Here is a 14,670-nt window from a genome sequence, read left to right on the forward strand (position 1 = left end):
GCTCACTCGATGCCGCGCAGGATGTGCCGCTCGTCCTCGAGGTCGTCGTCGCCGGCGCCGATGCGACCGAGCAGCACGGCGGCGGCCCAGATGGTCAGCGGGGTGGCGGCGCCGGTCATGCCACCGCCGGTGCGGTCGTGCTTGGTCTGGCTCCGCTCGCTCCGCGGTGGCCTGCGCTGAGCCTGCATGGGCCCTGCCTCTCGTCGTCGAAGCCGTCGCGGGCGACGCGGTGTGCCCCGCGCGCCCGGCGGTGGCGACCCGCGCAGGCGGGTCGCCACCGGTACGGCATCCACGTCGAACCATCCCACGTCGGGCCGCGTCCGCACCCCCTGTTTTCGGTTTCCCGACTCAGGCCCGCCAAACCGGACAACCTGCCCGGCGGTCGGGCCCGCTCAGCGCAGCGGGTGGGCGATACCACGGGCGTGGTCGGTGAGCGCCGCGCCGACCACTGTCGCCGTCAGCGGCAGCACCTCCAGACAGCGGCGCACCGCAGCGGCCATCAGCGTGTTCGGCACCCGCATGGACAGCGTGCAGTGCGGCACCCAGCGACCCGGCTGGTAGTGCTCGACCAGTTCGATACCGGCGGCGGCGAGCCGGCCGTGCACCAGCCGGTGATGCGCCAGCAGCTCCTCCGTCGGCGTCGGACCGAGCCACAGCACCCGGCCGACGAACTGCCCGGCGTGCTGGAAGTCGAGGCGCAGCGGGGCCGCCACGACCGTTCCGCTCAGCGCCTCGGCGACCTGCTCCGGGTCGAAGCGGGGCGCCACCGCGAGGGACACGTGCGGGCGGTGGCGCTGCTGGAGCAGCGAGCGCATGCTCTGCACGCCCTCGGCCTCCAGGGCGTCCCACAGCACCCGGATCCGCCGCGTGGCGTCCGGGTCCAGATACAGCTCCAGCGCGGCGACCACGTGATCACGGTAGCGGCCGAGGTTCGGGCGTCGGTGGCCGGCGGTACGGTGATCCAAGACCCACCAGGAGGCGTACCCGTGGACGTGAGTGACCTGCTGACCGAGACGTACGACCGGCTGCCCGACCTCGTCCGCGCGGCGGTCGACGGCCTCACGCCGGAGCAGCTGCGCTGGGCGCCCGCCGAGGGGGCCAACTCGATCGGCTGGCTCGTCTGGCACCTGACCCGCGTCCAGGACCACCACATCGCCGACCTGCTCGACACCGAGCAGATCTGGACCGGTGACGACTGGGCGGGGCGGTTCGGGCTCGTCGCCGACCCGCACGACACCGGCTACGGTCACACGCCGGCCCAGGTCGCGGGGGTACGGCCGGAGAGCGCCCAGGCGCTCATCGACTACTACGGCGCCGTCTCGGCGCGTACCCGATCGTTCCTCTCCGGCTTGCGCCCCGCGGACCTGGACCGCATTGTCGACGAGTCGTGGGACCCGCCGGTCAGCCTCGGCGTACGGCTGGTCAGCATCGCCGACGACGACGCCCAGCATGCCGGCCAGGCCGCCTACGTCCGTGGCCTCGTCGAAGCCCGCTGACCCGCGGTTCACCCGATTCGGGTGACTCCCGCTCACCCCGCCGCGAGGGATCCTGCGGGGACGCGGGAGGGGATGTGATGGGCACGACGGCGACGAGCTACCTGGAGCACCTGGACACGGGCCGGCCTTTCGACCTGCCCGAGACGATGGCCGGGACGCTCCGGCTGGACCTGCGCGACGACGGGTACACCGAGCACTGGTTTCTGACCGTGGCGGACCAGCACATCCGGGTCAGCCGCTCGGCCGACGACGCGGACCTGGTCGTCCGCGCGCCCCGTGCGGTCTTCGACGAGTTGGTCAACGGTGATCTGCCCCCGGGCACGGCGCTGCTGCGCAACGAGTTGACCCTGCGGGGCGACATGCGGCTCCTGCTGGTGCTGCGCCGTGTCCTGCCGGGCCCGAGGGGCGCCCGGCACCCGCGCGAGCTGGGGCGGGCCGCGTTGGCCCGGCGGAACGCGCCGGCCGGCCGGTCGGCGGTCGACGGGCCGGACGGCCGGCCATGAGGCAGGAGCTCGTGCACGTCCTCGCCGGCAACGTGTTCGCCATCAGCGACGCGCAGGGTGACGTCGAGGTGGATCCGCAGGCGCCCGTCGGGCTGTTCGCGTTCGACACGCGCTTCCTCTCGCACTGGGTGCTGACCGTCGACGGGGAGCGGATCAACGCCCTCTCGCGGGACGACATGACGTACTTCGAGACCCGGTTCTTCCTGGTGCCCGGCGCCGCGAGCCATTACATCGACGCCGACCTGTCGATCATCCGGCACCGCTCGATCCACGAGTGCTTCCACGAGAAGATCACCGTGCTCAACCACTCGCCAGAGCCCGCCGAGCTGACCGTACGCATGGAGATGGGCAGCGACTTCGCCGACATCACCGAGATCGGCAACCTGCGGAGGCGGGACGTGCGGGTCGACGTCGACCCCGCGCGCCAACGGCTCACCCTGCGCTACGAGCGGCAGCGGTTCGTCCGGGAGACGACGGTCAGCAGCACCGCCGCGGTCGACGTCGACGAGGGCGGAATGACGTTCCGGATCCGCATCCCCCCGCACGGGCGGTGGGAGACCGACCTGCACGTCGTCCTGACCGTCGTCGGGGAGGGCGGCCAGGACATGCGCGACAGCCTCCAGGCGCACCAGCGGGCCGTCCGCACCGGGATGCGGGAGGACCTGGCGGCCTGGCTGGACCGTGCGCCGCGGTTGGTGGCCGAGCGCGGGGGCCTGGAGGAGATGTACCGGGGGAGCCTCGCCGACCTCGCCGCGCTGCGGTACCGGCCACTGTCGACCCCCGAGCGCGTGCCGGTCGCCGGCCTCCCGTGGTCGATGGCCTTCCAGGGGCGGGACAGCATCATCACCTGCCTGGAGACGCTGGCGTTCACCCCGGAGTTGACGCCGGCCACGCTGCGGATGCTGGCCCTGCTGCAGGGCGGGCACCTCGACGACGAACGCGAGGAGGAGCCCGGCAAGATCGTCTCCGAGCTCCGCTACGGCGAGTCGAGCGTCTTCGGTGAGCGACCGAGCGCGGTGTACTACGCCGCCGCCGACATCACCCCGTTGTTCGTCGTCCTGATCGACGAGTACGAGCGCTGGTCCGGTGACGCCGAGCTCGTCCGCGAGCTGCGCCAGCCGGCCCGGATGGCGCTGGACTGGATCGACGAGTACGGCGACATGACCGGCGACGGCTACGTGCGCTACCAGCGCCGCAACGAGCGTGTCGGCGCGGTCAACCAGTCCTGGAAGGACTCCTCGGACGCGATCATCGACGCGCAGGGACGGCTGCCCGAGTTCCCCCGCGCCACCTGCGAGTTGCAGGGTTACGCGTACGACGCGAAGCGGCGCGGCGCCCGGCTGGCCCGCGAGTTCTGGGGCGACCCGGAGTACGCCGACCGTCTCGACCGGGAGGCCACGGGGCTGAAAGAGCGGTTCAACCGGGACTTCTGGCTGCCACACCGGGAGTACTACGCGCTGGCGCTGGACCCGTACGGCGAACCGGTCGACGCCCTGTCGTCGAACATCGGGCACCTGCTGTGGAGCGGGATCGTCGCGGACGATCGCGCCGAGGCGGTCGCCGAGCACCTCCTGGGGCCCCGGCTCTTCAACGGCTGGGGCGTGCGGACGTACGCCGACGGTCAGCGCCCGTACAACCCGGTGGGGTCGCACCTGGGGGCGGTGTGGCCGTCGGACAACGCCCTGATCGCCGCCGGGCTGCGGCACTACCGGTTCGACGCGCACGCGGCCCGGATCGCCAACGGCATCTTCGACCTGGCCCAGACGCTCGGCGGGGCGGTACCCGAGCTGATCGCCGGCTACGAGCGGAGCTTGACGAAGTATCCGGTCCAGTTGCCGTCGGGCGGACGCCCGAAGTCGTGGTCCTCGGGAGGCCTGCTGATGTTGCTCGGCACCGTGCTGGGTCTGCGGCCCACCGGTGAGGATCTGTTGGTCAGGCCGGCTCTGCCCGCGGGGTTCGGCCGTGTCGACCTGCTCGGCGTTCCCGGGCGCTGGGGCCGCACCGACGCGTACGCCGGCGAGCGCTCCACCCAGCCGGTCAGGCCCCCGACGTCCCCGTTCCGGTCCTGACATCGACAGCCGTCGCGTCCTTCGCCACGGGCGCCTCGCGCTGGGGAGGGGGAGACCGGCGGCGTTGTGCCTGAACATGGCGGAAGCCCTGCACGGCGTGGCCCAGACCGGCCAGCTCGCCGGGCCGGGCAGCGGCGCGGGCCGCCGTCAGCAGCAGCCCGACCGGATGCGGGCCGGCGGACTCGTCGACGGGAAGACCGCCGAGCAGCAGCTCGGCGGTTTCGCCGTCCATCCGGTCCGCGTTCATCTCGTGTCCCTCAGCGCCGCCCTGTCGAGCGATGTCACATCCGCTCGCCCGGGGGGACGAGGAACACGACGTGAACGCGGACCGGTGACCGCCGGATCGTGGCTCAGCCCATGGTCTTCGCCCCGTCGATCGCTTCCCGGAGGATGTCGGCGTGCCCGGCGTGCTGGGACGTCTCGGCGATCAGGTGCAGCAGGACCCGACGCACCGTCCAACTCGCGCCCGGCTCGAACCAGGGCGCCTGCGGCAGCGGGTGCGCCGCGTCCAGGTCGAGGGTGGCGATCAGCTCGTCGGTGTGGGCGGCCACCGCCTGGAACCGCTCGACCAGCCCGGCCAGGGTCTCGCCCGGCGTCATCTGGAACTGGCCGACCCAGTCGATCTCGGCCCGCTGCATCTCCTCGGCGCCCCCCACGGCGAACAGCATCCACCGCTCCTCGGTGGTCGCGACGTGCTTGATCAGCCCGCCGGGGCAGAGCTCGCTCACGGTGCTGCGGGTGGCGGCCTGCTCGTCGGTCAGACCGTCGACGGTCTGCAGGAGGAAGCCCCGGTGCCGGCGCAGCGTCTGCAACAGGTCGGCCCGTTCCCCGGTGAGCTGCGCGGTGCTGGTCATGGTGTCGCCCTTTCCTCGAAGTCCGTCGTGCGCCAGCCTAGGACCGGGCACCGACACGTCGAGGGACATCGGCTGCCAGCGGTTGCCGATCGGCGCGCGGGACTGTCCACTGAATGACATGGGTGTCATCAAGGTGGGCACGTCGTCCTGGGCAGACCAGTCGTTGCTGCGCTCGGGCTGGTATCCCCGTTCGGCCAACACGCCGGCCGGCCGGCTGGCCTTCTATGCGGGCCGGTTCCCGCTGGTCGAGGTGGACACCTCCTACTACGCCGTCCCGGTCCCGGAGACGACACAGGGCTGGGTCGACGCCACGCCTGACGACTTCACCTTCGACGTCAAGGCGTTCAGCCTCTTCACCGGGCATCCCACGCCGGTGGCCGCGCTGCCGCGCGACCTGCGGCCGACCGCCGGCTCGGGCCGGGTCCGTCGCCGCGACCTGCCCGAGCAGGCGTACGAGGAGTTGTGGGCCCGCTTCCGGGAGGCACTGGCCCCGATCGCGGCCGCCGGCAAGTTGGGCACTGTCCTCCTGCAGTTTCCGCCCTGGCTGGCCCGTGGCGCCGCCGCCGAACGGCGCATCGTGGAGCTGGCGCAGCGGTGCCGGCCGTGGCGCGTGGCGGTGGAGCTGCGGCACGGGTCCTGGTTCGACGGTGCGGCCACGACCGCGACCCTGGACCTGCTGCGCGCGCACGACCTCTCACTGGTCTGCGTCGACATGCCGCAGGGGCACCCGTCGTCGGTGCCGCCGATCCTGGCGCGTACGACGGAGCCGGCGATCGTCCGTTTCCACGGCCACAGCGACGCGTGGCGCGACGGCGACAAGCAGGAAAAGTTCCGCTACGCGTACGCCGAGCAGGAGCTACGCGCCTGGGCGGAACGGCTGGCCGGGTTGGCCGGGGACGTCGACGACCTGCACGTGCTGTTCAACAACTGCTGCGCCGGGCAGGCCCAGCGGGACGCGACCCGGCTGGCGCAGCTGCTCGCCGAGACCATGCTCGGCGGGACGCCGGTGCCCGTCGGGCCGCGTCGGACGTCCGACGGTCCGGCCGTCGCGGCGTCGTCTGGCTGACCGGCCCCGTCGCGCGTGCCCACGTCCGGCACGCGACGGGGCCGCTGCTCAGGAGCGGCGACCCCGGCTGCGCAGCGCGTCCTGGGACCGCTCGGTGACCTCGGCCTCGTCGGGGAACGTCCGCCCGCTGGGCGCGGGATCGGGCGGCGCGCCCGGCCCCGCCACCGTGGTGCGGGTGGGCTCGACCGAGCCGAAGCCGTGCCGTCCGGCCGGGCCGCTCGGCCCGGCCGGCGCGCCGGCCCGCCGTTCACCACGCCGCCCCTCGGGCACCGCCGTCTCCTCGCTGCCCTCGTCCATCGGGGAGTCGTCGCCCGCGCCCCAGGGCGCGTCGGCGTCGAAGCCGTCGCTGGTTCCCCACGGGTTGGTCGCCTCCGGTTCGAGCCGGTCACCGCCGCGTCCCTCGTGTGCCGTCATGGCCACCTCTTCGGTCGGTCCGCCGCTGTCGACGGACGGGTTGCCCCTCCCGGTCCTGTCCACCGGACGTGGGCGCGGGGTGGGCCGGTGCCGGTGCGACCCCTGCCCACCCAGAAGTGCCGCGCGGCGCAGGGCCGGCCGGCGTCCCGCCGTCGACGGTCCGGCGGGGCCCCGGCCGGCCCGACCCTCAGCGTCCGGCCATCGCCATCTGGCGCTTGCCGCCGACGCTCATGCCGATCTTCGCCAGGCCCATCGGGGCGCTGCGCATGCCGCCGGCGCGGCTCATGAGGCCCCGCAGCACCTGACCGGGCTTCTGCTGCTCACCCATGTACGCGGTGACCACGACCAGCGATCCGGTCAGCGCCGGGATCGCCCACTGGAGCAGCTTCATCTGCCGCTGCGAGGAGGCGACGCTGGCCGGTGTCTGGTGGTTGGGCTCGGTGGGGCCGCTCACCGGCGGTCCGCCCGCCTTCTCCAACCGCATACCGACCAACCGGCTGTAACCGGTGACGGCCAGTGCGCCGATCGTCAGCGCCGTCTTGATGGCGCTGGCCCGGCCAACTCCACGCTGGGCCGCCACCCGCGGGCTCTCGGTGACCAGTTCGCCGACCGCGCCGGCGAGGTGCGCGCCGATCGCGGCCGCGTTGACCGGTGTCCACTTGGACCATCCGGCCGAGGCGACCGGGAGCCGCTGGGTCGAGTCATTGATCTTCGCTGCTGCGCCGTTGACGCCGAAGGCACCCATGAGGGAGCCGCCGAACCAGGCCGCCAGACCCAGATCGTGCATCGAGCGCAGTGCGGTGTGTCGTTCGGACATGTGTGATCCCCTTCCGCCGTGTCGGGCGAGGCGGCTTACCCGTCGCCCGGACGGCTAACCCCGTCGTCCGCCGGTCGATCCCCGCGACGGGGACATCCCGGGCTTCGGGGGCCCGAACCGTCTTCGGGAGGAGTCGTCGGCGCGGCGGTGGGTAGGTCAGGCGGACGCCGACGGAGAGGGGAACGGCATGTCGCAGCCGGACGAGGTCCGCGAGAAGACCCCCAAGACCGACGCGGTGCTCATGCACCCGGACAACGATCCGCACCGCACCACCGCCGAGGTCGCGCCGCGAAAGGACCACGCGCCGATCGAGGTGGAGCGCGACGGCGAACGGACGCCGGTGGAGCAGGAGGACTGAGTCGACACGACGGAGGCCCCGTCGGATGACGGGGCCTCCGGTGGCGAAACCGGTCAGGAGACGGAGATCGCCCCGTTGCTCGCGCGGACACACGACACCGCGCGGGCGGCGGTGACGGCGGCGCCGGCGAGGCACTGGCCGAGCACCTGGTGTCCGGTGGCGTTGGGGTGCCACGACTCCTGGCACGTCTGGAAGTAGCTGACGCAGGTGTTGGCGATCCGCTGAATGGCGATCTTGTCCTTACCGGCGAGGCTGGTCACGAAGGTGCCCGTCGCGCCGTCCTGCAACCGGATCGGGGTGGCCAGCGCGCCGGTCGGGCTGGACGTCGACTCGCACAACCGCGCGCCGTCGAAGGCCCGCTGCACGTTCAGGTAGACCAGGTCGTCGTTGGGGAACTCGGCGGCCAGGGTGTCCCGGGTGGACTTCACGATGCCGCCGAGGCCCTGGGAGAAGCGGTGCCCGGGGGCGAGGCTGGCCCGGTGGATCGGGCAGCCGGCCGCGTACCGCTCGGCGCCGAGGTCACGGAACTTGTCCCGGGTGTCGTCGCGGCCGTCCTCCTCGTGGAACGCCGCGTTCAGCTCCTGCGGCAGCGGGTTGGTGTAGTCCTGGAACACCACCCGGTGCTGTCCGTCCGCGTCCACCTGGTCGAGGGTGGTGAGGATCTGGCGTACGGCGGCGGTGGTCTCCGCGGTCGCGGCGCTGAGCTGCGCGGCGGTGGCCAGGTCGGCGTCGCTGCACGGCTTCTGCTCGACCGGCCCGTTCAGGTACGCCCAGAACTCCCACCAGCCGGTCCAGGCATCGGCGATGAACCGGTTGGCGCACGTCTCCGCGACGCTGCCGAAGGTGAACGAGCTGTTGTTGGAACCAAGGCCGATCAGCACCAGGTCGATGTCCTGGGTCTGCGCGACGGCACGGAGCTGGTCGAGCTGGGCCGAGACCGTGCGGCCGTTGGTCCGGGCCTGCGAGGCGGTCGCGATGTCGTGCGGCTGGCCGCCGGAGCAGGCCAGGTTGAACCGGTTCTGGATGCCCAGCAGGTTCGCCTGGTTCAGCGAGGCGTTGGCCGACCGGTGGCAGAAGTACGCGTTGTTGTTCGGGGCGGTCCAGCCGGGGAAGCCCTGGGTGACGCCGTTGGCGTCGACCACCGGCGTGTACGCGCCGGCGCCCTCCCCGCTGATGAAGCTGTCACCGAGCGCCACGGCTGCGGTGGGCAGCGCGGCGGTCGCGGGGGCGGGCAGCGCGATGGCGGTCGACAGCGCGGCCGTGACGATCGTGAGTGCCGCGGCGAGCGCGGTACGGCGGAACCTGGGCATGGGGCTCCCATCCATCGAAAGATGAAAGATTCTCTGAGAGCGCGATCAGATCACCCCCGTGCAACGGGCGTCAATGGCCCGTAACAGAATCTTTCGACGATCGACACGTGGATGTCGGCGCAGCAGTGTGCGCCCACTGTGGATGGGGGATGAACGCCGGATCGTCGACTACGTCAGGGGTGACGCCGGCCGCGCACGGCCGCGCCGAGCGCGTTCAGACCAACACCCCAGATCAGGAGTACGGACAGCCACTGCGCCCACCGCAGCATGCTCATCTCCCCGGAGAGCAGGTTGCGGACGCTGCCGAGCGGGGTGAGCCACGGCTGCGCCGGACGCAGCGCGTCCACGGCGTCCAACAGCCCGAACAGGCCCAGCGGGAGGACGATCGTGGCGAGGAACGCGACCACCCGCGAGCGCAGCAGCAGACCGAGTCCGGTGCCGACCAGACCGGCGACCACCTGCACCAGCACGCTGCCCACCGCGACCGTGCCGGCGTGCCGCCACGGGTCAGCCGCCCCGTCGGCCGGGCTCAGCGCCAGCGTCGCCGCGCAGATCACCACACCGGCCACCCCGATCACGACGGCCGGCAGCAGCACTCCGGGCACCGTCGGGACCACACCGGCGGACTCCCGGCGCGAATCGTGCACGAGCAGGATGCCGAACAGTGGCGTCGCCACCGACATCACACTCTGGACCGCACCCGACAAATCGACGAACGTACGTTCGGCGGGCGCCGCCGCCGCGACGAGCGCCACGGCGGTGAGCAGCCCCGCCAGGAGGGTGCCCGCGAGCAGCCAACGCCGGGCACGCGTACCGAGGGAGCGCCGCAGGGCATCGCGTGTCGTGTCGTCCACCCCGGCCGCCTCCCCGCGTCCGTCGTCCCCCAAGTGAGGAATCGTACCGGCGTGGGTATCTCTGCGTGGTTCCCTGCTCACCGTGCGGCTGTCGTTCGGCTGTTCGGTGGCTCACGTTCGTCGAGTCGAGCACGGCGGGTCGCGTAGGTGCTCCGGGAGTTGTCTCAGTCTCGGGCTAGGCTCGCTGCGGCGCGCGCCGGCCGACCGACAGTTGGGACGCCGCACCACAACCGCGAGACCGGGGAGTACGAACCAGTTGACCGCAGAGCCTGACACCCTGTACGGGGCCGATGACCTCACCCACCTTGAGGGGCTGGACGCCGTTCGCAAGCGGCCCGGCATGTACATCGGTTCCACCGACAGCCGTGGCGTGGGTCACCTCGTCAACGAGATCCTCGACAACTCCACCGACGAGGGCGTCGCCGGTCACGCCAGCCACGTCGAGGTGATCCTGCACCCCGACGGCTCGGTCCAGGTCGACGACGACGGCCGGGGCATCCCCACCGACGTGCACGCCAAATCCGGCATCTCCGGCGTCGAGTTGGTGCTGACCCGCCTGCACGCGGGCGGCAAGTTCGGCGGCTCCGGCTACAAGACCTCCGGCGGCCTGCACGGCGTTGGCGCCTCGGCGGTCAACGCCCTGTCCCGCCGGTTCGACGTGACCGTCCGCCGCGCCGGCAAGATCCACGCCATGTCGTTCCGGCACGGCGTGCCGGGGATCTTCGACGGCGCCGGGCCGGACGCGCCCTTCACCGCCGGCCCCGGGCTCCAGGTCGTCGGCGCGGTGAAGCGCGGCCAGCGTACCGGCACCTCCATCCGCTGGTGGCACGACGCGCGCTATTTCGAGACCGGCGCGGCGCTGGACGTCGACGCGGTCCGGATGAAGCTGCGCAACACCGCGTTCCTGGTCCCCGGCGTGACGTACCTGCTGCGTGACCTGACCGGTGAGGCGCCCGTCGAGGAGCGGTTCCACTACCCCAACGGGCTCAGCGACATGGTCGAGTTCCTCGCGCCGGCCGGCGACCGTCCGGTCTCCGGCATCCTGCTGGTCAACGGCGAGGGGACGTACCGCGAGAACGCCGCCGACGCCAACGGCGTCATGCAGTCCAACGTGCAGCGGCGCGCCGAGGTCGAGGTGGCGTTCCGCTGGGGCACCGGCTACGAGCGCACCGTCGAGTGCTTCACCAACACCATCCGCAACGCCCACGGCGGCACCCACCGCAAGGGCTTCGAGCGGGCCCTGGTGCGCACGCTCGCCGACGCCGTCCGCAATACCCGCGGCCTGCTCAAGGCCAAGGAGGAGCCACCCACCCTGGACGACGTCCTGGAGGGGATGACGGCCGTGGTGCACGTGCGGATCCCCGAGCCGCAGTTCACCTCCCAGACCAAGGACGAGCTGTCCACCACCGGCATCACCAAGGTCATCCAGACCTTGATCGACGCGCACGTCAAGGCCTGGCTGGAAGACCGGCGCACCAAGGCCGAGGCGCGCGTCGTCCTTCAGAAGATCGTCGACGCGGCACGGGTGCGGCTCACCCAGAAGCAGCAGAAGGACGCCGCCCGGCGCAAGACCGCCCTGGAGGGCGCGTCCATGCCGCCGAAGCTGGTCGACTGCCGCGCGACGGGCATCGACCGCAGCGAGCTGTTCATCGTGGAGGGGGACAGCGCCCTCGGCACGAGCCGGATGGCCCGTTCGTCGGAATATCAGGCGCTGCTGCCGATCCGCGGCAAGATCCTCAACGTGCAGAAGGCCAACCTCCAGCAGGTTCTGGACAATGCCGAGTGCGCGGCGATCGTCCAGGTGCTCGGTGCGGGTTCGGGGCGGACGTTCGACCTGTCCGCTCTGCGCTACGGCCGCGTACTGATCATGGCCGACGCCGACGTGGACGGCGCGCACATCCGTACGCTGCTGATCACCCTGTTCGCCCGCTACATGCGGCCGTTGATCGAGGCCGGCCGGCTCTACGCCGCGATGCCACCCCTGCACAAGATCACCACCAAGGGGCGGAACCCGCAGACCGTCTACACCTACACCCAGGCCGAGATGGAGACGACGGTCCGCAAGCTGGAGAAGGCCGGCAAGCAGATCGTCACGCCCATCCCGCGCTTCAAGGGCCTCGGTGAGATGGACGCCGACGAGCTGTGGGACACCACGATGAACCCGGCCACCCGCGCGGTCCGCCGGATCACCCTCGACGACGTGGACGCCGCCGAGCGCATCCTCGAACTGCTGATGGGCGAGAAGGTCGAGCCGCGCCGCAACTGGCTGATCGACTCCGCCGACCGGGTCGACCGGGAAGCGATCGACGCATGAGCCGACGTTTCATTCGAGTGGAGAGCTGAGTCATGGCACGCCGCAAGGACAACAAGGTCGACCTCTCCTCGTTCGACCAGGCCGGCGCGCGGGTCTTCGACAATCCGCTGGTCACCGAGGTCTCCGACTCCTATCTGGAGTACGCCTTCTCGGTCATCCACTCCCGTGCCCTGCCGGACGCCCGCGACGGCCTCAAGCCCGTGCACCGACGGATCCTCTGGTCGATGTACGAGCAGGGCTATCGCCCCGACCGAGGGCACGTGAAGTCTGCCCGAATTGTCGGGGATACAATGGGTAAGTACCATCCGCACGGCGATACGGCGATCTACGACGCGATGGTCCGCCTAGCCCAGGACTTCTCGCTCAACGTGCCGCTCATCGACGGGCACGGCAACTTCGGCTCCCCGGACGACGGCCCGGCCGCCTCGCGCTACACCGAAGCGCGGATGTCCCGCGAGGCCATGCTGCTCGTCGGTGAGCTGGGCGAGGACACCGTCGACGTCGAGCCCAACTACGACGGATCGTTGACGCAGCCGACCGTGCTGCCGGCGGCCTTTCCGAACCTGCTGGTCAACGGCGCGTCCGGGATCGCGGTCGGGATGGCCACCAACATGATCCCGCACAACCTCGCCGAGGTCGTCTCGGCGGCCCGCTGGCTGATCAACCACCCGGACGCCACCCTGGACAAGCTCATGGAGTTCGTCCCCGGCCCCGACCTGCCCACCGGTGGCGTGCTGCTCGGCCTCGACGAGGTGCGCCGGGCGTACGAGACCGGGCGCGGCGTGGTGCGGATGCGCGGCAAGGCGGAGATCGGCCCGATCGAGGGCAGCCGGGGTCGCCAGGCCATCACCGTGGTCGAGCTGCCCTACGGCGTCGGCGCGGAGAAGGTCATCGCGGCGATCACCAACGAGGTCACCAAGACCAAGCGGCTGACCGGCATCGCGGACGTCAAGGACCTCACCGACCGGGAGAGCGGCACCCGTCTCGTGGTCGAGTGCAAGGTGGGCGTCAACCCGCAGGCCCTGCTCGCGGACCTGTACCGGTTGACCCCGTTGGAGCAGTCCTTCGGCGTCAACAACCTCGTGCTGGTCGACGGTCAGCCCCGTACCCTCGGGTTGAAGGCCCTTCTGGAGGTTTTCCTCGCCCACCGGTACGAGGTGGTCACCCGGCGCAGCTCCTACCGTCGCCGTAAGCGCGAGGAGCGGCTCCACCTGGTCGACGGTCTGCTGATCGCGCTGCTCGACATCGACCGGGTGGTCCGTCTGATCCGTGGCAGCGACGACGCGCAGGCGGCCAAGGACGGGCTGATGAGCCAGTTCGGCCTCTCCGACATCCAGGCCACCTACATCCTGGACACGCCGCTGCGCCGCCTCACGAAATTCGACCGGATCGAGCTGGAGGCCGAGCAGGAGCGGCTGCGCGCCGAGATCGCCGAGCTGTCCACGATCCTCGACGACGAGCGGGTGCTCAAGAAGCTGGTCTCCGACGAGCTGGCGGCCGTGGTCAAGCAGTTCAGCACGGAACGGCGTACGACCCTTGTCGACGGTGACCTGAAGGAGGTGCTGGCGGCGTCCGCGCCGGCCGGCCCTCTGGAGGTCGCGGACGACCCGTGCCAGGTGATCCTCTCGGCGACCGGGCTGGTCGCCCGGACCGCGGCCGAGTCGGAGGAGAGCGCCGAGGGGCGTCGGCGCAACGGCCGCGTCAAGCACGACACGGTACGCGCGATCGCGCACTCCACGGCCCGTGGTCGGGTGCTACTGCTCACCAGCGCCGGTCGCGCCTTCAAGATCGACGTGCTGCCGCTGCCGGTGCTGCCCGAGCAGGCCGGCACGGTGTCGCTGCGCGGCGGGATGTCCGCGGCCGAGCTGGTGCCGCTGGAGGCGGGGGAGACCGTGGTCGGTCTGGCCCCGCTCGGAGGCGCCGCCGACGCCTCGGCCGGGCTGGCACTGGGCACCCGGCAGGGCGTGGTCAAGATCTGCTCCCCGGAGTGGCCGGTGCGTTCCGACGAGTTCGAGGTGATCGGCCTGCGGGACGGTGACGAGGTGGTCGGGGCGACCTGGCTGACCGACAACACCGAGACGCTGACGTTCGTGACCTCGGAGGCGTCGTTGCTGCGCTTCGCGGCTTCAGTGGTGCGCCCGCAGGGCCTCAAGGGCGGTGGCATGGCCGGCATCAACCTGCCGGCCGGGGCGCGGGTGGTCTTCTTCGGCGCGGTACGCACCGACGATCCGGGTCACGGCGAGCCGATGGTGGTCACCTCCACCGGAGCGACGGTCAAGGTCACGCCGTTCCAGGCGTACCCGGCGAAGGGCCGGGCGACCGGCGGCGTGCGTGCCCACCGGTTCCTCAAGGGTGAGACGGACGTCGCCGTGGCCTGGGTGGGGCCGCGCCCGGTCGGCGCGACCGCCACCGGCGAGCCGGTCGAACTGCCGGCGGCGGACCCCCGCCGCGACGGCAGTGGCTTCGCCGTGATGCTCGGCCCAACGGTAGTAGGCCACCTAATCGAACGCGACTAACCCACCCACCCGGATCCGTCCCGGCCCCCCGGCCCGCTGATCCCCGTTGATCATGAAGTTATTGCCACCGTCGTCGGCGTGTCGTGGCAATAACTTCAT

Annotated in this window: 15 protein-coding genes; 7 read left to right on the plus strand and 8 right to left on the minus strand. The window is 71.6% G+C overall.

Going from position 1 to position 14,670, the window contains the following annotated elements; translation table 11 throughout:
- Positions 1-2: 2 nt before the first annotated feature.
- Positions 3-188, minus strand: coding sequence for a hypothetical protein (locus ACLQ25_RS00700; protein WP_355050364.1), 186 nt, complete (start codon positions 186-188; stop codon positions 3-5).
- Positions 189-392: 204 nt separating this feature from the next.
- Positions 393-908, minus strand: coding sequence for a 2'-5' RNA ligase family protein (locus ACLQ25_RS00705; protein ID WP_425728082.1), 516 nt, complete (start codon positions 906-908; stop codon positions 393-395).
- A gap of 78 nt (positions 909-986) precedes the next feature.
- Here ACLQ25_RS00705 and ACLQ25_RS00710 point away from each other — a divergent pair, with 78 nt between their 5' ends.
- The 3 genes from ACLQ25_RS00710 to ACLQ25_RS00720 all read left to right on the plus strand — a co-directional run bounded on the left by ACLQ25_RS00710 (position 987) and on the right by ACLQ25_RS00720 (position 4,068).
- Positions 987-1,496, plus strand: coding sequence for a mycothiol transferase (locus tag ACLQ25_RS00710; RefSeq protein WP_425728084.1), 510 nt, complete (start codon positions 987-989; stop codon positions 1,494-1,496).
- Positions 1,497-1,573: 77 nt separating this feature from the next.
- Positions 1,574-1,999, plus strand: coding sequence for an SCP2 sterol-binding domain-containing protein (locus tag ACLQ25_RS00715; protein WP_425728086.1), 426 nt, complete (start codon positions 1,574-1,576; stop codon positions 1,997-1,999).
- Positions 1,996-4,068 carry a glycogen debranching N-terminal domain-containing protein gene (locus tag ACLQ25_RS00720; RefSeq protein WP_425728088.1) on the plus strand — a complete coding sequence of 691 codons (2,073 nt, stop codon included), beginning with the start codon at positions 1,996-1,998 and terminating at the stop codon, positions 4,066-4,068. The genes ACLQ25_RS00715 and ACLQ25_RS00720 overlap by 4 nt, the downstream gene beginning before the upstream one ends.
- Here the strand turns inward: ACLQ25_RS00720 and ACLQ25_RS00725 are convergent.
- Entirely contained in the window at positions 4,037-4,315 is a 279-nt protein-coding gene (locus ACLQ25_RS00725) for a hypothetical protein (protein ID WP_425728090.1), read from the minus strand. The two genes, ACLQ25_RS00720 and ACLQ25_RS00725, sit on opposite strands and share 32 nt — an antisense overlap.
- A gap of 103 nt (positions 4,316-4,418) precedes the next feature.
- Positions 4,419-5,042, minus strand: coding sequence for a DinB family protein (locus ACLQ25_RS00730; protein ID WP_425728092.1), 624 nt, complete (start codon positions 5,040-5,042; stop codon positions 4,419-4,421).
- Here ACLQ25_RS00730 and ACLQ25_RS00735 point away from each other — a divergent pair.
- Positions 5,041-5,988: a DUF72 domain-containing protein gene (locus ACLQ25_RS00735; protein WP_425728094.1), complete on the plus strand. Its 948-nt coding sequence runs from the start codon at positions 5,041-5,043 to the stop codon at positions 5,986-5,988. The genes ACLQ25_RS00730 and ACLQ25_RS00735 overlap by 2 nt on opposite strands.
- A 48-nt stretch (positions 5,989-6,036) precedes the next feature.
- Here the strand turns inward: ACLQ25_RS00735 and ACLQ25_RS00740 are convergent, their stop codons facing one another.
- Complete coding sequence (locus ACLQ25_RS00740) at positions 6,037-6,402, minus strand: hypothetical protein (protein WP_425728096.1); 366 nt, start codon at positions 6,400-6,402, stop codon at positions 6,037-6,039.
- Between the two features lie 187 nt (positions 6,403-6,589).
- On the minus strand, positions 6,590-7,219 hold the full coding sequence (locus tag ACLQ25_RS00745) for a hypothetical protein (protein ID WP_425728098.1): 630 nt from the start codon (positions 7,217-7,219) through the stop codon (positions 6,590-6,592).
- A 187-nt stretch (positions 7,220-7,406) separates the two neighbouring features.
- On the opposite strand from ACLQ25_RS00745, the gene ACLQ25_RS00750 reads away from it, so the two are divergent.
- Positions 7,407-7,577 (plus strand): hypothetical protein, encoded by a 171-nt coding sequence (locus ACLQ25_RS00750; protein ID WP_355050353.1) that lies wholly within the window; start codon positions 7,407-7,409, stop codon positions 7,575-7,577.
- Between the two features lie 53 nt (positions 7,578-7,630).
- On the opposite strand, the gene ACLQ25_RS00755 is transcribed toward ACLQ25_RS00750, so the two are convergent.
- Together ACLQ25_RS00755 and ACLQ25_RS00760 are read right to left on the minus strand one after the other, a co-directional pair.
- A complete protein-coding gene (locus tag ACLQ25_RS00755) occupies positions 7,631-8,887 on the minus strand; it encodes a hypothetical protein (RefSeq protein ID WP_425728100.1) in 1,257 nt (418 codons plus the stop codon).
- Between the two features lie 173 nt (positions 8,888-9,060).
- Complete coding sequence (locus tag ACLQ25_RS00760; protein WP_425728110.1) at positions 9,061-9,774, minus strand: hypothetical protein; 714 nt, start codon at positions 9,772-9,774, stop codon at positions 9,061-9,063.
- 223 nt (positions 9,775-9,997) lie between these two features.
- On the opposite strand from ACLQ25_RS00760, the gene ACLQ25_RS00765 reads away from it, so the two are divergent.
- Together ACLQ25_RS00765 and ACLQ25_RS00770 are read left to right on the plus strand one after the other, a co-directional pair.
- Positions 9,998-12,055 carry a DNA gyrase/topoisomerase IV subunit B gene (locus tag ACLQ25_RS00765; protein WP_425728112.1) on the plus strand — a complete coding sequence of 686 codons (2,058 nt, stop codon included), beginning with the start codon at positions 9,998-10,000 and terminating at the stop codon, positions 12,053-12,055.
- A gap of 32 nt (positions 12,056-12,087) precedes the next feature.
- Entirely contained in the window at positions 12,088-14,571 is a 2,484-nt protein-coding gene (locus tag ACLQ25_RS00770; protein WP_425728114.1) for a DNA gyrase/topoisomerase IV subunit A, read from the plus strand.
- The last annotated feature ends 99 nt before the right edge of the window (positions 14,572-14,670 follow it).

The sequence above is a fragment of the Micromonospora sp. DT44 genome (assembly GCF_049841635.1).
Lineage (GTDB): Bacteria > Actinomycetota > Actinomycetes > Mycobacteriales > Micromonosporaceae > Micromonospora.